Source organism: Rhodoferax sp. OV413, assembly GCF_900104385.1.
GTDB lineage: Bacteria > Pseudomonadota > Gammaproteobacteria > Burkholderiales > Burkholderiaceae_C > Rhodoferax_B.
Genome location: NZ_FNJA01000004.1, coordinates 77197 through 94021, shown reverse-complemented (window position 1 = coordinate 94021; position 16825 = coordinate 77197). Strand labels below are relative to the sequence as shown.

15 protein-coding genes are annotated in these 16825 nt (G+C 61.6%); 3 read left to right on the top strand and 12 right to left on the bottom strand.

What is annotated here, in order from left to right; translation table 11 throughout:
- The 8 genes from BLT66_RS14945 to BLT66_RS14910 all read right to left on the bottom strand — a co-directional run bounded on the left by BLT66_RS14945 (position 1) and on the right by BLT66_RS14910 (position 9481).
- Complete coding sequence (locus BLT66_RS14945; RefSeq protein ID WP_092758530.1) at positions 1 to 720, bottom strand: FadR/GntR family transcriptional regulator; 720 nt, start codon at positions 718 to 720, stop codon at positions 1 to 3.
- Positions 721 to 762: 42 nt separating this feature from the next.
- Positions 763 to 2283, bottom strand: a complete 1521-nt coding sequence (locus BLT66_RS14940) for an arabinosylfuranosidase ArfA (protein ID WP_092758529.1) — start codon at positions 2281 to 2283, stop codon at positions 763 to 765.
- Between the two features lie 64 nt (positions 2284 to 2347).
- Entirely contained in the window at positions 2348 to 3679 is a 1332-nt protein-coding gene (locus BLT66_RS14935) for an extracellular solute-binding protein (protein WP_092758528.1), read from the bottom strand.
- Positions 3680 to 3766: 87 nt separating this feature from the next.
- Complete coding sequence (locus BLT66_RS14930; protein ID WP_092758527.1) at positions 3767 to 4603, bottom strand: carbohydrate ABC transporter permease; 837 nt, start codon at positions 4601 to 4603, stop codon at positions 3767 to 3769.
- Positions 4604 to 4615: 12 nt separating this feature from the next.
- Positions 4616 to 5491, bottom strand: coding sequence for a carbohydrate ABC transporter permease (locus BLT66_RS14925; RefSeq protein WP_092758526.1), 876 nt, complete (start codon positions 5489 to 5491; stop codon positions 4616 to 4618).
- Positions 5492 to 5499: 8 nt separating this feature from the next.
- Positions 5500 to 6585, bottom strand: coding sequence for an ABC transporter ATP-binding protein (locus BLT66_RS14920; protein ID WP_092758525.1), 1086 nt, complete (start codon positions 6583 to 6585; stop codon positions 5500 to 5502).
- 285 nt (positions 6586 to 6870) lie between these two features.
- Positions 6871 to 8142: an EAL and HDOD domain-containing protein gene (locus tag BLT66_RS14915; protein WP_092758524.1), complete on the bottom strand. Its 1272-nt coding sequence runs from the start codon at positions 8140 to 8142 to the stop codon at positions 6871 to 6873.
- Positions 8143 to 8233: 91 nt separating this feature from the next.
- Positions 8234 to 9481 carry an EAL and HDOD domain-containing protein gene (locus tag BLT66_RS14910; RefSeq protein ID WP_092758523.1) on the bottom strand — a complete coding sequence of 416 codons (1248 nt, stop codon included), beginning with the start codon at positions 9479 to 9481 and terminating at the stop codon, positions 8234 to 8236.
- Between the two features lie 186 nt (positions 9482 to 9667).
- Between BLT66_RS14910 and BLT66_RS14905 the strand changes: the two genes are divergently transcribed.
- Both BLT66_RS14905 and BLT66_RS14900 read left to right on the top strand, forming a co-directional pair.
- Positions 9668 to 11311 carry a glycosyltransferase family 39 protein gene (locus BLT66_RS14905; protein ID WP_092758522.1) on the top strand — a complete coding sequence of 548 codons (1644 nt, stop codon included), beginning with the start codon at positions 9668 to 9670 and terminating at the stop codon, positions 11309 to 11311.
- Positions 11312 to 11337: 26 nt separating this feature from the next.
- A complete protein-coding gene (locus BLT66_RS14900; RefSeq protein ID WP_092758521.1) occupies positions 11338 to 12456 on the top strand; it encodes a glycosyltransferase family 2 protein in 1119 nt (372 codons plus the stop codon).
- A gap of 1 nt (position 12457) precedes the next feature.
- Here the strand turns inward: BLT66_RS14900 and BLT66_RS14895 are convergent, their stop codons facing one another.
- Positions 12458 to 13270 (bottom strand): ferritin-like domain-containing protein, encoded by an 813-nt coding sequence (locus BLT66_RS14895; protein ID WP_092758520.1) that lies wholly within the window; start codon positions 13268 to 13270, stop codon positions 12458 to 12460.
- A gap of 62 nt (positions 13271 to 13332) precedes the next feature.
- Between BLT66_RS14895 and BLT66_RS14890 the strand changes: the two genes are divergently transcribed.
- On the top strand, positions 13333 to 14322 hold the full coding sequence (locus BLT66_RS14890; RefSeq protein WP_092758519.1) for an Hsp33 family molecular chaperone HslO: 990 nt from the start codon (positions 13333 to 13335) through the stop codon (positions 14320 to 14322).
- On the opposite strand, the gene BLT66_RS14885 is transcribed toward BLT66_RS14890, so the two are convergent.
- The 3 genes from BLT66_RS14885 to eno all read right to left on the bottom strand — a co-directional run bounded on the left by BLT66_RS14885 (position 14308) and on the right by eno (position 16690).
- The gene (locus tag BLT66_RS14885; protein ID WP_369821604.1) at positions 14308 to 14955 is read right to left on the bottom strand and encodes an AAA family ATPase; all 648 of its coding nucleotides are present in this window, start codon (positions 14953 to 14955) and stop codon (positions 14308 to 14310) included. The genes BLT66_RS14890 and BLT66_RS14885 overlap by 15 nt on opposite strands.
- A 145-nt stretch (positions 14956 to 15100) precedes the next feature.
- Positions 15101 to 15379 (bottom strand): cell division protein FtsB, encoded by a 279-nt coding sequence (gene ftsB / locus BLT66_RS14880; RefSeq protein WP_092758518.1) that lies wholly within the window; start codon positions 15377 to 15379, stop codon positions 15101 to 15103.
- 24 nt (positions 15380 to 15403) lie between these two features.
- Positions 15404 to 16690, bottom strand: coding sequence for a phosphopyruvate hydratase (gene eno, locus BLT66_RS14875; RefSeq protein WP_092758517.1), 1287 nt, complete (start codon positions 16688 to 16690; stop codon positions 15404 to 15406).
- Positions 16691 to 16825: the final 135 nt, after the last annotated feature.

Sequence of the window (16825 nt, the reverse complement as noted above, 5' to 3'; positions counted from 1 at the left end):
CTAGGGCTTGACGGTATAGGGCAGCAGCCGCGCCTGGGACGCGCTGAGCAGATCGGTCATGGCCTTGGCCGCAGCATCGGGTTCGTGCGCCAGGATGTGGCGGTGCACGGCGGCGTGCAGCTCCAGGTCTTCGCTGGGCCGGGTGGCGTGGCGCAGCAGCATTTCGGACGACACGCGCAGCGCAGCCTTGATGCCGTTGCCGATGGTGATGAACATGCCGTTGCGCGACACCTCGATGATGGTCATGTGGAAAGCCAGGTCGGCCTCGGCGGCGGCGCGCACCTCGTTGCTGGTGTAGGCATCGGCCAGCTCGCGGTAGCGCCGGTCCAGCAGTTGCATATCGGCTGCGTTGCCGGCCTGCGCCGCCAGGTAGCAGGCGCGAGGCTCGAAGCACAGGCGCATTTCATAAATATCTTCGATGATCTTGCTGTCGAACTGGGCGTGCAGGCGCCAGGCCAGCACGTCGCGGTCCAGCAGGTTCCAGTCGGCAAAGGGCAGCACCCGCGTGCCGATCTTCGGCGACACGTCGATCAGCCGCTTGCTCGACAGCTGCTTGATGGCCTCGCGCACGGTGGTGCGGCTGACGCCGTAGGCGCTGCACAGATCGCTTTCGACGGGCAACGCGTCGCCCGGCAAAAACTCTCCGCCGACGACGCGCATGCCTATGATTTTTGCCACCTGTGCGGTCATCGTGCCTACCAGGGGTTCACGTTCAAACATGCGGTTTCCTTGTAGCGGGGCATCCATGCGCCCCCCTTGTTTTTATCGACGCGCGGTGGCCGTCGTCACGATCACGTTCCACGAGCCCGGCTTCAGTTCGGCCAGGATGGTTTCGCCGTCTACCTGCACATGGGGGTTATTTTCCGGCACAACGGTGTTGGGTGCATCTTTGGTGTTGGTGGCCTTCATATTGCTGTGGTGCAGGGCCAGCGCGTGGTCCAGCGTGCGCGACATGCCCAGGCCGCGCAGTTCGATGCGCAGCTGCATGCTTTCGGTCAGATGCCGGTTCAGCGCAAACACCGTGGTGGTGCCGGTGCTTTCGTCGTCGACCACACAGGCGCAGAGGTAAGGGATTTCCGGGTGGGTCTTGGCTTCGTAGCTGGGCGACTCGATCACCGGGCGCAGCACCTTGCCGTGGGCAAAGCGGGTGGCCTGGGCAAAGGGGTAGAAGATGGTCTGGCGCCAGGCTGGGCCGCCGGGCTCGGTCATGATGGGGCCGATCACGTTCACCAGCTGCGCCAGGCAGGCGGCCTTGACGCGGTCGGCGTTGTTCATCATCACGATGAGTGCGCCGCCGACCACCAGGGCGTCTTCGGTGTTGTAGATTTCTTCCAGAAGACGCGGGGCCTCCGGCCAGCCGGGCTTGCGCAGATCGTTGATCGAGCGCGCCTTGTACCAGACGTTCCACTCGTCAAACGACAGCATGATGCGCTTGGTCGAATGCTTGCGCGCGGCCACGCCATCGGCCACGGCGACGATTTCCTTGATCGACAAATCCATCTGCTCGATGCAGCCGAAGAACTCCGGTGTGGAGTCGCCGCGGTTTTCAAAATAGGTGTGCAGCGAGATGAAGTCCACGTCGTCGAAGCAATGCTCCAGCACCGTGTCTTCCCACTTGCCGTAGGTCGGCATATTGTGTTGCGACGAGCCGCAGGCAGCCAGCTGGATAGTTGGGTCCACCAGGCGCATGAGCTTGGCGGTTTCATGGGCGATGCGGCCGTATTCGTCGGCAGTCTTGGAGCAGATCTGCCAGGGGCCGTCCATCTCGTTGCCCAGGCACCAGAACTTGATGTCGTGCGGGGCTTCCACGCCGTGCTGCTTGCGCAGGTCGGACAAGGCGGTGCCTCCGGGGTGGTTGCAGTATTCGAGGAACTCGCGGGCTTCGTCCGGGCCACGCGTGCCCAGGTTGACGGCCCACATGGGTTCGATGTCGGTGGCCTTGCACCATTCCATGAATTCATTGGTGCCGAACTGGTTGGTCTCGGTGGAGGCCCAGGCTAGGTCCAGCCGCACCGGGCGGTCGGCTGCGGGGCCTACGCCGTCTTCCCAGTTGTAGCCAGAGACAAAGTTGCCGCCCGGGTAGCGCACGATGGTGGGGCCGAGTTCGCGCGTCAGCTCCATCACGTCGCCGCGAAAACCGCGTTCGTCGGCAGTGGGGTGGCCGGGTTCATAGATGCCGGTGTAGACCGCGCGGCCGAGGTGTTCGACAAAGGAGCCGAAGATGCGTCGGTCGAGATCGGAGACGACGAAGTCGCGGTCTACGACCAGGCGGGTGGAGATCATGGTGTGCTTCCTGTAAAAAGTGGGTGGGCTGGGGCGGGCTGCCCCAGCAAAAAGGTGGGGTGAACTAGCGAACGCCTGCCAGGAGCTTGTTGACGCGTTCTTCGGCCGACTTTTGCACCGCATCGATCGGTTTTTTGGCGACCATCATGTTGACCATCTCTTCGCCGACGATGGACTCGATGGCGCGCTGGCGCGGCACGCTGTTCGGCAGCGACACGCCGATGGAGCTGATCTCCAGGATGTTGCTGCGGAACGGCAGCTTCTTGAAGTCGTCGCGCTCTGCCGCGGTTTTGTTGGCGGGCAGGTGGCCGGTGCGGGCCCACTCGTAATCGCGGTCCCACAGGAACTTCATGAAGGTCAGCGCGGCCTTGCGGGTTTTCTCGTCCTTGGCGCCGCCCTTCAGCATCACCCAGCTGTGGCCGTCGGCAAATGCCGCCTTTTTGGCATAGAGCTTGGCGAATGGCACGACGGAGTAACCGCCCTTCAGGGGCGAGTCGGCTTTTTCTGCGGCAGCAACAAAGTCGCCAATCGTCCAGGTGCCGACGATGTGCACGCCCACGTCGCCGTTTACAAAGGCCTGGTTGCCGGCGCTGTAGTCCAGGTTCGGTTTGATCAGGCCTTCGCTGTACAGCGTATTGGCCAGCTCCAGCGCGTTGCGCACGGCTTTGGAATGCATGTCGATCTGCTTGCCGCTGGTCGGGAACAGGCTGGCGTTCTGCTGGGCCACCAGGGTGACCAGGCTGCGGAAGTTGCCTGCCACGTCGGCGGCGGGCCAGCTCAGGTAGGGCTTGCCGGTGGCTTCCTTGAACTTGCGGGCCTGTGCCAGCAGCTCTTCGGGGCTTTGCGGCAAGATCACGGTGCCGTCGGCTTTGGTCAAGCCTGCCTTCTTCATCAGATTGCCGTTGATGTGCCACAGCCAGGACCAGGTGTCGAAGGGCAGGGCGTAAGCCTTGCCGCCGATGATGGCGCCGGTCTTGGCCTGCTCGCTGAACTGGTCGGTGCTGATGCCGACCGACTTGAAGCCATCGTCTAGCGGCTCCACCAGTTTGCGGGCCACGTAGTCGCCCAGCACCGATTCGTGCATCACGCTGATGGTGGGCACGTCCTTGGAGACGATGCGTGCGCTCAACTGGTCGTAAAAGGGCTGCCATTCGGCGATCTGCGGCTTGACCACGATGCCCTGCTTGTTGGTGGCGTTGAATTCATTCACCAGCGTGGTGATGATGCCGCATTCACCCTGGGCCTTGCTGGCGTCCACTGCCTTGCCGTAGTCGGCCTCGCAGGCGCCAAAGAAGCGGGCCAGGGTGATCTCGGTCTTGTCCTGCGCGGCGCACAGCGCGGCGCTGCTGGCCAGAGTAACCGCCAGCAGGCGGACGGTGAGTTTTCTGAAATGCATGCTTGTCTCCTTTTTTATCCAGGCCCCACCGCAGCGGATGGCCGTTTTCGATGTGCAGCGGATCGGCGCTGCCCCGTTTTGGGTCTGTCAGCGCACGGCAGTGCCGGCCACAGCGGTGACGATGTATTTCTGGAAGAACAGGTACAGGATGAACAGCGGCAGGCCGGCGAACACCGCCTGCGACATCAGGTAGCCAATGCCTTCGCTTTGGGCAAAGTTCGATTGCGTCGAGGCCAGGCCCAGCGTGATGGTGTACATCTCGGACTTGGATGCCGACACCAGCGGCCACAGGTAGTCGTTCCACGAGTTGAGGAAGGTGAAGATGCCCAGAGTCGCCTGCGCCGGCACCGACAGCGGCAGGATGATGCGCCAGAAGATCTTCAGCCGGGAGGCGTTGTCCAGCTGTGCAGCTTCTTCCAGCTCCATCGGTATGCCCTTGAAGTACTGGGCCATCAGGTACACCCCAAACGGCGCGGCCAGCCGCGGCAGGATCAGCGCGCTATAAGTATTGTGCAGCTCCAGGTCGGCAAACATGCGGTGCAGCGGCACGATGATGGCCTGCTCGGGCACAGCCAGCCCGGCCAGCACAAAGGCAAACAAAATCCGCCGGCCCGGAAACGTGGTACGGGCAAAGCCATAGCCGGCCAGCGAGGCGATCACCAGTGTCAAAAAGGTCTGGCCCAGCGAGACGATGGCGCTGTTCATCAGCCAGCGGAACACCGAGGATGTGCCCAGGATGTCGCTGTAGTTCTTCAGTGTGAACGGCGGCGCAAACAACACATCGGTGCGTGCCGCCAGCACGTCATTGGGCTTGAATGACAGCATCAAAACCCATAGCAAGGGTGCCACCCACAAGCAGGCCAGCGCAATCGCCGCGCCCAGCACCAGGCGGTCGCCCCAGCCTTTTCCAACCATATTTGACATTGCGGCGTTCCTTTAAGCGTTGCGGCGGTTCAGCCAGGCTTGCAGGCTGACGCCAAGCAGCATCAGCACAAACAGCACCTGGGCAGCGGCGGCCGAGTAGCCCAGCGCCCACTGCCGGAAGCCGGTTTCATAGATGAACTGAACGATGGGGCGGGAGGTGTTGTTCGGTCCGCCGGCCGTCATCAGGTAAGACTGGCCGAACAGCTGGAACTGCTGGATGACTTCGATCACCGCTACCAGCGCCACCGTGCGCTTGATCGACGGCAGCGTGATGGACACAAAGGTGCGCCAGCGGCCGGCGTTGTCCAACGCGGCGGCTTCGTACATTTCTTGCGGGATCTGCTGCAGCGCGGCCAGGAACAGCATCATCGGCAGGCCAATGATCCACCATACGGTGACCAGCGCCACCGACGGTAGGGCTAAGGCCTCGCTGACCAGCGGCGCAATCGGTGCCAGGCCCATGCCCTGCATCAGGTTCGACAGCAGGCCCCGGTCGGGCATCAGCACCAGCCGCCAGACCAGGGTGACGATGGTTACCGACAGCACCGATGATCCAAAAAAGATAGCGCGTAGCGCAGCACCAGTGCGCCCGGGCCGGTTCAAAGCCAATGCAAGTGCCAGGCCCAGCGCGACGAATACCGGCGTCGTCATGCCTACAAAGTAAAAGGTGTTGCGCACCGCGCCCATGAAGATGTCGTCGTGCAGCAGGTCGGCGTAGTTCTTCAGGCCGATGAAGTCGCTGGTGTCTGCCAGCATGTCCACGTCGCGCAGGCTCAGCCACCAGCCGCTGGCCAACGGCAGCACCAGCAGCAGAACGTAGACCACCAGAAAGGGCAGCACGAACAAGGCGTTGCCCCAGTGCTTGGGTTGTTTGCGGGGTTTTTGCATGACGGGCCTTACAGAGGCGCGTGGTGGGCCAGGCCCGCCGCGTCGAATACATGCAGGCGTGCGCTGTCGATGCGCAGCGCCACGGCCTCGCCGGGAGAGGCGGTACTGTCGCGGTGGGCCTCGGCCACCACGCTGCTGCCATCGGCCAGGCCTACGTGCACCAGCGTGCGGTCGCCCAGGCGTTCCACGATGTCGATGCGGCCGGGCAGCTCGCCCTGCGGGTCTACGGTGATGGATTCAGCGCGGATGCCAAGGGTCAGCGGGCCGGTGTGGGGTACGTCGGCATCCATCAGCGTGGTGCGCAGAATGCTGCCGTGGGCTAGTTGCAGGCACAGCCGGCCGTCTTGTGCGGGCATACGTTGGGTGTCCAGGAAGTTCATCGCTGGCTGGCCGATGAAGCCCGCCACAAAGCGGGTCGCCGGGCGGCGGTAGATGTCCATGGGCGCGCCGATTTGTTCGATCTGGCCCTTGTTCATCACCACGATACGGGTCGCCAGCGTCATGGCTTCGACCTGGTCGTGGGTCACGAACACCATGGTCGATTGCAGCCTCTGGTGCAGCCGCGCCAGCTCGACCCGGGTGCGGGTGCGCAGGGCCGCGTCCAGATTCGACAGCGGTTCGTCAAACAGAAACGCGCTGGGATTCTTGACGATGGAGCGGCCAATCGCCACGCGCTGGCGTTGCCCGCCCGACAGCTGGCCGGGCTTGCGCCGCAGTAGCGGCTCCAGCTCCAGCATGCGGGCGGCGTCGGTGATGCGGGTGCTGATTTCGGCTTCGGCCAGGCCGATGTTGCGCATGCCAAAAGCCATGTTGTCGTACACGCTCATGTGCGGGTACAGCGCGTAGTGCTGGAACACCATGGCCACGCCGCGCTGGCCAGGGGGCAGGTCGGTCACGTCGCGCCCGGCGATGGTGATGCTGCCCGCGGTCACAGGCTCCAGGCCGGCCATCATGCGCAGCAGGGTCGATTTACCGCAGCCCGAGGGGCCGAGGAACACCAGGAACTCGCCTTGCGCGATGTCCAGGCTCAGATCGTTCATCACCGCCACGTTGCCGTAGTGCTTGCTGACCCGGTTCAGTTGAATGCCTGCCACGTCTTGTCTCCAATATGTCTTTGGTATTATGAAAGACGATCATAGAAGAGCTTAGTTTGGCCTGTCAATAAAAGATGATGCTGCGGTGCAGCAAGTGAGGCGGATGGTGGAGAGGGGCTACTGCAGTCGCAGGGCCACCGGCCGGCGCAGTGGGTGGAGCCCAGCGGCTGTGCCAATTTGAAGCCATTTTTCAGGCATAAAAAAGGCTGTTACCGCAGTAACAGCCTACGCTGATAGCTATTGAATTCTTACTGAAAAAGCATAGCAGCGAGCTACGTCCCTACTTTAGTCGGCAGCCAGCGACTCGGCCCAGGCCAGGGCTTGCAGATGCGCCCAGTTGACTTGCTTGTTCGAGAGGTGCAGAGCCTCGGCGGTACGGCCGAAGACTTCGTCGTCGCCGCTTTCGCAGGCTTCTGTGAGCGCCAGGAAGGGCGCGAAGACGCCGGTGCGGTACAGCAGCGCGTCGAGTACCGGTTGCGGCAGGGCCACGGATTCCAGCGCCTTGGCCAGCGGCACGCCGAGCATGGCGTCGAGCAGGGAGAAGACGCCGACCACAAAGGCGTTGTCGCAGTCTTCGGGCGACAGCATTTCGGCAGTCAGCAGCTCCATCAGGCGGCCGCGCACGACGGCGGTCTGGCCCACGGCCGGCGGTGCGCCGCCGTTGCGCGAGGTGGTCATCAATAGCGCGGCCCAGCGGAACAGCTTCTTCAGGCCGAGGATCATCACAGCGTGGCGGAACGAGGTGATCTCGCAGTTCAGGCCAAAGCCGGACGAGTTGATGAAGCGCAGCAGGTTGAACGACAGGGTCGGGTCGCGCTTCAGAAGCTCTTCAATTTCGGCGGTGGTGGCCTGTTTGCGCACCAGGTTGATCAGCTGCAGGATGGTGGCCTGCGAGGGGCGGATGGTTTGCGCCTTGACCAGCGCGGGCTTGGCGAACCAGTAGCCCTGGAACAGCTTGATGCCGTAGCTGGTCAGCAACTGGTGCTGTTCGGCGGTTTCCACCTTCTCGGCAATCAGCTGGGCGGTGGTGTTGGCGGTGGCAAATTTGACGAAGGGCTGCACCATCTCGGGCTTGAGCACCGTCATGTCGAGCTTGACGAACGAAGCCAGGGCCCGCCAGGGCGCGTAGCCACGGGTCAGCACCGAGTGGTTGAAGGCAAACTTGAAGCCGCGCTTGCGCAGGTCTTCCAGTATGAGGGCGTGGCTTTCGATGTCTTGGGGCGCATTGCCCGGCACCGGGGGCACTTCCAGGACCACTTTGTCGGGGTGGATCAGCTCCAGATGGCCACCGATCAGACTCTCCAGCGTGCAGTTGATGAAAACCAGCTTTTGCCCTACCAGCGTCTCGGTATCGGCGAACGACAAGGCGTTGAACAGCAATGCGGCATCGCTGTCGGCCGTATAGCCTTGGCTGGGGGTGGAGCGGTCATACAGCTCATAGCCGAATACGGCGCGGTTCTCATCCACGATGGCCTGGCGCGCGATCAGCACATGGCTGTCTTCTTCAGCGTCAGACGGCTGTTTAGAGCCTTGGAGTTCGTCGGGTATGGTGGACATTGCGTAGTGGCTATTTCGGGCCGCGAGGGCCAATTAAATCCAATTTTAGGGAAGAACGGCTCGACAAGGGAAACTTATACCCGGGTTGACCCTAGATTGAGAGGGTGTCTGCCCAAGCCAGAGCCTCCATGTGGGCCATATTGATGTGGTGGTTGGAGAACTGCATGGCATTGGCGGCGGCGGTGAAGGCTTCGTCGTCATTGCTTTCGCAGGCTTTGGTCAGGGCCAGCATGGGGCCATAGATGCCCGTGCCGTGTTGCAGCGCCTCGGTGACCGCCGGTGGCAGCGACAACAGCTCCAGTGCTTGCTCCAGCGGCATGCCGAGCATCACGTCGAGCAAGGAGAAAATGCCGACCACAAAGGCCCCGTCCGTTTCCTCGTCGGTCATATTGCCTTTGGCCAGCAGCTCCATCATCCGGCCCCGCACCACGGCCATGGTGCCGACCGCAGCCGAGGTGCCATTGGCCCGCGAGGCGGTGAGCAGCAGGGCGGCCCAGCGGAACAGCTTTTTCAGGCCCATCAGCATCACGGCCTGGCGGAATGAGGTGATTTCGCGGGTCAACCCAAAGCCCGACGAGTTGATCAGCCGCATCAGGTTGAAGCCCAGCATGGCGTCCTTTTTCAGCACAGCTTCGATTTCCTCGGTGCTGGCCTGGTTGCGCACCAGGTTGATCAGCTGCAGCACATGGGCCTGGCTAGGGGTCACCACCCGGGTTTTGATGACATCCGGGCGGGCAAACCAGTAGCCCTGGAACAGGGTGGCGCCATAGGCGGCCAGGGCGCTGAATTGTTCGGCGGTTTCGACCTTTTCGGCGATCACCGCGGCCTTGGTACGGGTCTTGACGGCGGCCACGATGACCTGCAGCTGCTCAGGCTTGAGGGCCATCAGGTCCAGCTTGACGTAGTCGGCCAGTGGCTGCCAGGACGCGTAGACCGGTGCCAGCACCGTGTGGTTGAAGGCCAGCCGGAAGCCACGCTTGCGCAGCTCGATCAGCGTGTGTTTACGGACTTCAATTTCATCCGGCGCATGGCCGGGCACCGGCCCGACTTCGAGCACCACCTTGTCGGGCTGGATCAGGTCCAGATGGCCGCCAGCCAGGCTTTCATGGGTGCAGTTGACGAAGATGGTGACCTTGCCCACCAGCGACTCGTTGCCGGTGTGGGTCATGGCATTGAAGATCAGCGCTACATCGCTGGCCGCGTTGTGGTCCGCGGTCGAGCGGTCAAACAGCTCGTAGGCCACCACCGAACGCTGCGCGTCCACGATAGGTTGGCGGGCGATCACGATCATGCCCGTGGCTTGAGAAGCAGTGGGGTCGGATATGTCAGATGGTGGCATGGGTTGCAGGCTAAGATGAAGTCAAGAAACAACTTGGATCGCTTAAATAAGGAACGTGTTGATCATCTGATGGACGGCATCAGTGGACTTACGCTTATAGTAGCTCACGAAGCTAGCCCTGAGGTGGGAGTGGGGCTGCAACCCTGGTAAAAATGGACGAGGGAGTGGTCGTGGGCGTATGCCAACATGAATAGCGCAAGAGGATGGAATCGCTGCTCGCATTACCTGCGGACCGCAGGTGTATTCCTCGTTTTTGTTGTTGCCACCATTGTTCTTTATCTGCATGCGCCCGTAGGGGGCGATTTTGTGTGGAGCGATGCACCCCGCCATGCCTTGAATGGCATCTTCGTCCATGATTTTTTAGCCCATCTACCAATGGCCGACCCGCGAGGCTTTGCGGTTCGCTATTACCTTCAGTACCCCGCGCTGACGGTTCTTTTCTACCCGCCTTTGTTCTCGGGGGCTCTGGCGCTGGCTTACGCGGTATTTGGGTTTTCCCATCCGGTGGCACAGGGCACTGTTGCAGTTTTTTACCTTTTTCTCGGTTGCTCGTACTACGTATTGGCGCGGCGATGGGTGGGCACATTGTTGGCGCTGGCTGCAGGCTTGCTGCTGGTAGGCGCGCCGGAGATTACTTTCTGGGGCCGGCAGGTCATGCTGGATATCCCGACCTACGCTTGGTTGGTGGTGACGGTGATCGTGTTTGCGCGTTACTTGGACCAAGAGCGACCGCGTGATCTCTATTTAAGCGTGTTACTGCTTGCGGTTGCTCTGTACACCAAGCAGACCCCCTTGTTTGTTATCCCAGCTATGGCATTGGGCTTGTGGGCCGGGCAGGGCCGGCGGGTGCTCAGTAACCGCCATGTGTGGGGTGCAACTTTATTGGCTCTTGTGTTGATTGCGCCGCTGATTTTTTTGCAGCTCAAGTTTGGTCAAGTCAATTCTGCATCGATGCTGGGCGGCAGCCAGCGGGATGACATGTCTCGCCTGAGCTTGGCCGCATGGACATACTATGCCTCGGTATTACCAGCACAACTGGGTTGGCCTACGGTAGTCTTGGCGCTCATTTATATCGCTGGTTGCTGTGTGCGTCCTGCCTGGCGTCTGCCGCGTGCGCACATGGTGTTACTGCTGGCGTGGTTGGTGTGCGGGTATCTGTTTTTCTCATTCATCATGGTGCGTGAGCCGCGCCACGATCTGATGGTGTTGTTGCCGCTACCCTTGTTCGCGGTTCTGGCAATTAAAAATTTGGCATCAGAGCGTCACGCGTATTGGGTGCATGCAAGCGCCGTGATGTTGGCCGTGGGTGTTCTGGCTTGGTCTATCGTCTACCGGCCGATTCAATTTGTGCGCGGTTATGAACAGGCAGCTGCCTACGTATTGGAGCATGCGCCAGCCGATAGTGCGGTGCTGTTTTCAGGCAACCGTGATGGCAGCTTCATCTTCAATATGAGGGCGGGCAATCGTAACGATGTCAGCGTGGCTCGGGCAGACAAGTTGCTTTTCCGTGTCTCCATCGAGCGCGAACGCGGGATTCAGGACCGGCAACTGACCGGCGAGAGGATTGCCGAATTTTTCCACCAGCACGGCGTGCGTTACGTCGTCTACGACCCGGATTTCTGGCAAGACTTGCCGTCGATGGCCGCGTTGTCGCAGCTGCTCGAGGACCGCAGCCGCTTTGCGTTGGTGCAGGAAGTCCACACCACGGCGAATTTCAATCAGGCCGATAAGCGCCTGCGCATCTACCAGTTCCTGGGCGAACTGCAGTCTCCCGCCTTGCCCCTCGGCGCCGAGCTGGTCGGGATAGGCACAGAGTTGAAAGCAAATTAAGCGCGTCACTTATTGGATTGACCGCTATGCAAAATATCCTTCCTGGCGTCCAGTTGTCCATCGTTATTCCGACTTTCAACGAGAAAAGCAATATTGCCGAGCTGCTGCGGCGCATGGACAGTTGCCTGGTCCAGGTGAGGTGGGAGGCAATCTTTGTGGACGACAACTCCCCGGACGGTACAGCCCAGGTCGTGCGTGAACTGGCTTTACAGGATGCCCGTGTGCGGCTGGTGCACCGCATAGGCCGCCGCGGTTTGTCCACCGCCTGCGTCGAAGGTATGCTGGCATCCAGCGCGCCCTATGTTGCGGTGATGGACGCTGATCTGCAGCACGATGAAACCCTGCTGCCGGCTATGCTGCGTGAGCTGCAGACGGGCCAACTGGATATCGTGGTCGGCAGCCGTTATGTGAGCCAGGGCAGTGTGGGTGAATGGGATGCCGAACGCGCCAAGATCAGCCGTATTGCCACACGGCTTGCCAGTAGCGTCGTGAAGGCCGACTTGCGCGACCCCATGAGCGGTTTCTTCATGCTGCGCCGCGAGGTGTTGTACGAGGCGATGCCAAATCTGTCGGGCATCGGGTTCAAGATATTGCTGGATCTGTTTGCATCCGTGCCACGGCCCATGCGCTTTCTGGAATTAGCCTATACCTTCAAGAGCCGTTTCTCGGGCGAAAGCAAGCTTGATTCAATGGTCGCCTGGGAGTACCTGATGCTGCTGCTGGACAAATCCATCGGCCGCTATGTGCCGGTACGCTTCATTCCGTTTGCGATGATCGGAGGCTTGGGTGTGCTGGTGCACATGCTCATTTTGTTGGCACTGTTCAAAGGCATGGAGGTCGATTTTGCTAATGGCCAGATCGCGGCCTCGGTGGTGACCATGGCCTTCAATTTTCTGCTGAACAATGCCTTTACCTACCGGGACCGTCGTCTCACTGGTTGGGGGCTGGTCAAGGGTTGGGTGTCCTTTTCCATCGCCTGCTCCTTCGGCGCAGCGGCCAACGTCGGTATTGCCACCTATTTATTTCGTGAAAACACGACCAATTGGGCGTTGGCGGCACTGGCGGGCATAGTGGTCGGCGCAGTATGGAACTACGCCGTCACCGCTGTCTACACGTGGAACAAGCCCAAAAACGTTGCGGCTTGAGCTAGGTAGCCAGCAAAATCGCCAGCTCTTCGTCGGTAAACCCGGCCTGCAGCCGGGCCTGGGTGTTGAACGGCGGCTTGGGCTGGGGTGCGTCGTAGCGCTCGGCCAGCAGGCGGTAATGCGCGACCGGCTCCCAGCCGTCGCGTGCGCACAGCCAGCGGTACCAGTGGTTGCCGATGGCCACGTGGCCGACTTCGTCGTGCAGGATGGTGTCCAGAATCTCCACCGCGCGCAGCGCCTGTGGCGTGGCGACCCGGCGCAGCTTGGCCTGGATCAACGGGGTGGCGTCCAGGCCGCGGGCCTCCAGGGTGCGTGGCACCAGGGCCATGCGGGCCACCACATCGACACTGGTGGCGGCGCAGACGGTCCACAGCCCGTCGTGGGCCGGGAAGTCGCCGTAGTCCCAGTGCTGGCCGTCGTGACCCTGCAGGCTTTGCAAATGGCTGCGCAGCAGGCTGAAATGGAGGGCCTCTTCGGCCGCTACGCGCACCCAGTCGCGGTAGAAGGCGTCGGGCATGCCGTCGAAGCGCCAAGCGGCGTCCAGTGCCAGGTTGATGGCGTTGAACTCGATATGCGCCACGGTGTGCAGCAGCGTGGCCAGGCCGTCGGGGGTGAAGGGCGAGCGCTGTGGTTTGCTGACGCGCTCGACCAGTACCGGCCGGTCTGGGCGCCCAGGCGGGTTGCCAAAGGGCTTGAAATGCTGGTTTGCTATCGAAAGCGTAGCTGCTTGCGCTTGTAATGATTGCGCTGCAGCCACTTTTTCTGCAGGATCGGTGAGGCACAGGGCTTGCAGTGCGCGGTGTCGGAGTTCCATACCTACAATTGTAGAAAGCCCAAGCGGCCCCTTATCCATATCCAATAGCCTGGGAAGTTACCTTGTCTGAACTCCATAAATTCCTATTCGATGGCCTGCCGGTACGCGGCTGCATCGTGCGCCTGACCGACGCCTGGCAAGAAATCTTGCAGCGCCGCGCCTCCAACAGCACCACCGGGCCGTACCCCGCGCCGGTGGCCGAGCTGCTAGGCGAGATGACGGCAGCCGGCGTGCTGATGCAGTCCAACATCAAGTTCAACGGTGCCGTGGTGCTGCAGATTTTTGGCGACGGCCCGGTCAAGCTGGCCGTGGTCGAGGTGCAGCCCGACCTGAGCCTGCGCACCACCGCCAGCGTGATGGGCGAGGTACCGGCGGGCGCCAGCCTGAGCCAGATGGTCAACGTGCACAACGAAGGCCGCTGCGCCATTACCCTGGACCCGAAGGACAAGTTCCCCGGCCAGCAGGCCTACCAGGGCGTGGTGCCGTTGTTCGGCGACCAGAAGGAAAAGCTGGAAAAGCTCAGCGACGTGCTGCAGCACTACATGCTGCAAAGCGAGCAGCTCGACACCTTGATGGTGCTGGCGGCCGACGAGCAGGTGGCCGCCGGCCTGCTGATCCAGCGCCTGCCGGTCAAAGGCGAGAAGAACCTGGCCGGCAGCCTGGTCAGCCAGGAGAATGAGGACGAAATCGGCCAGAGCGAGCACTACAACCGCATCGCCCACCTGGCGTCCACGCTGAAGCGCGAAGAGCTGCTGACCCTGGACGTGGACACCATCCTGCGGCGCCTGTTTTGGGAAGAGCAGGTGCTGATGTTCAGCCCACACATCGGCCCTACCGCGCCCAAGTTCGCCTGCACCTGCAGCCGCGACCGCGTGGGCGCGATGATCCGCAGCCTGGGCACCGAGGAGGTGGAGGGCATTCTGGCCGAGAGCAACCAGGTGGAAGTAGCCTGCGAGTTCTGCGGCAAGCAGTACCGGTTTGACGCGGTGGACGCGGCGCAGCTGTTCACCACCCCTGACGCCACATTGCCCGGGCCGTCAGCGGTTCAGTAAGCTGCTGAACAGCCGGTGCTCGCACTCCGGGTCGCTGCATTTCTCGCAGTTCCAGATCCATGGAACACTATTTTTTGAGGAAAATCGGCCTCTGGCGCTGATCTCACCTGCGCCAGCAGTTATTGATTCAATAGCGAGCAGCGCATTCTGGATGCGGGCCAGATTTTTGCCGTAGACCACCTGGTAAGGCAGATTGCCCCGTGCCAAGGCGGCGCGCAGGCGGACGTCTACCGGGGCTTGGCTGTGCGGGCCGTCGCGCAGTGGGTCGGCGGCCCAGGGCAGGTCCAGCCCCATTACCAGAGTCAAATCAAAGCTGCGCTGCTGCTCCAGCGCTATGGCGTACAAGCTGTCGTCACCAAATAGCAGCTCGCTGTAGACGGCAGTCATCAGCGCGGTGGTGTCGGCAATCAAATAAGTGGCGACTGGGGCTTGGGAAATGCGCGCGGTCTGCGCGTTGGCGATTGCCCATTGCTCTTCGGCACGCGGCGTGCGGCCTGCGGTGTCGCACCACAGGCGCAGATATTCGGGGATGTGGCTAACGCTGTGGCCCCGGCTACACAAGGTAGCGGTGAGGGATTCGGCCAGCTGGGTCTTGCCCGTGCTTTCGGCACCCAGCAGGGCAATCTTGATCAACTTAATCCGTAACTACACAATCCACCGTCACAGTCGGAACGCAAGCTTTCCAGAAACACCGCAGAACTGGCTTCGCCAGGCTGCTGGTGTTGCCCCCTGCAAGGGGGTTGGCGGAAAGTGCGTAGCACTGGAGCCTGGGGGTGTTCTATTTCGTTGTGATGTGGACGAAGATTTCGTTGGACTTGACCATGCCCAGCTCGAAGCGGGCACGTTCTTCCACCATTTCCAAACCTTCTTGCAGATCGCGGACTTCGGCGCTGAGTTGGTCGTTGACCTGCTGCGCTTCGTCGTTGTGGATCTTTTGCGCCTCCAGCTTCTGCTGCAGGCGGCTGACTTCGGAAATGCTGCCGCGCCCGAACCACAGCTGCGCATGCAATATCCCTAGCAGAGCTAGCAAGATCACAGGGACTACGCGGGATGCCATGGCGGTGCGGCGGCAGCAGTCGGCTTACTTCAGGTTGTAGAAAGCCTTGCGACCGGGGTAGGTGGCCACATCACCCAGATCTTCTTCGATGCGCAGAAGCTGGTTGTACTTGGCCATGCGGTCGGAACGGCTCAGCGAACCGGTCTTGATCTGGCCGGCATTGGTACCCACAGCGATGTCGGCAATCGTCGAATCTTCGGTTTCGCCGGAGCGGTGCGAGATCACGGCGGTGTAGCCGGCGCGCTTGGCCATTTCGATGGCGGCGAAGGTTTCGGTCAGGGTGCCGATCTGGTTGATCTTGATCAGGATCGAGTTGGCGATGCCCTTGTCGATGCCTTCTTGCAGAATCTTGGTGTTGGTGACGAACAGGTCGTCGCCGACGATCTGCACCTTCTTGCCCAGGCGGTCGGTCAGCAGTTTCCAGCCGTCCCAGTCGCCTTCGGCCATGCCGTCTTCGATGCTGATGATGGGGTATTTGTCGCACCAGGTGGCCAGCATGTCGGTCCATTGCGCGGCCGACAGCTTGATGCCGCCTTCGCCTTCCAGCACGTACTGGCCGTCCTTGTAGAACTCGCTGGCGGCGCAGTCCAGGCCCAGTACGATGTCTTCGCCAGCGGTGTAGCCGGCCAGGGTGATGGCTTCCAGGATCAGCTGGATCGCGGCTTCGTGGTTTTCTACGCTGGGGGCAAAGCCGCCTTCGTCGCCGACGGCGGTGCTGATGCCGCGGTCGTGAAGGATCTTCTTCAGCGCATGGAACACTTCGGCGCCGTAGCGCAGCGCTTCGCGGAAGCTGGGTGCGCCGACCGGGATGATCATGAATTCTTGCAAGTCCAGGCTGTTGTTGGCGTGCGCGCCGCCGTTGATGACGTTCATCATCGGCACGGGCAACTGCATGCCGCCCATGCCGCCGAAATAGCGGTACAGCGGCAGGCCGGATTCTTCGGCCGCAGCGCGGGCCACGGCCATGGAGACGGCCAGCATGGCATTCGCGCCCAGGCGGGATTTGTTTTCGGTACCGTCCAGGTCGATCAGGGTCTTGTCCAGGAAGGCTTGCTCGGAAGCGTCCAGGCCCAGGATGGCTTCGGAGATTTCGGTGTTGATGTGCTCGACGGCCTTCAGCACGCCTTTGCCCAGGTAGCGCTTCTTGTCGCCATCACGCAGTTCGATGGCTTCGCGCGAGCCGGTGGATGCGCCCGACGGTACAGCCGCACGGCCCATGGTGCCGGATTCCAGCAGCACATCACATTCCACGGTGGGGTTGCCGCGCGAATCCAGGATTTCACGGGCGACGATGTCAACAATTGCACTCATTTTTTGTCTTCCTAGTTAAATAAAAATCGGGCATGGCTAGCCTGTCTAAGGGCCTGGAGCTCAACAACGGATTTTTGCATGGCTTGGGGGCCGCGCGGCTGTTTGCGTGCCGATTGTTCGGGGTACGTAACCAGC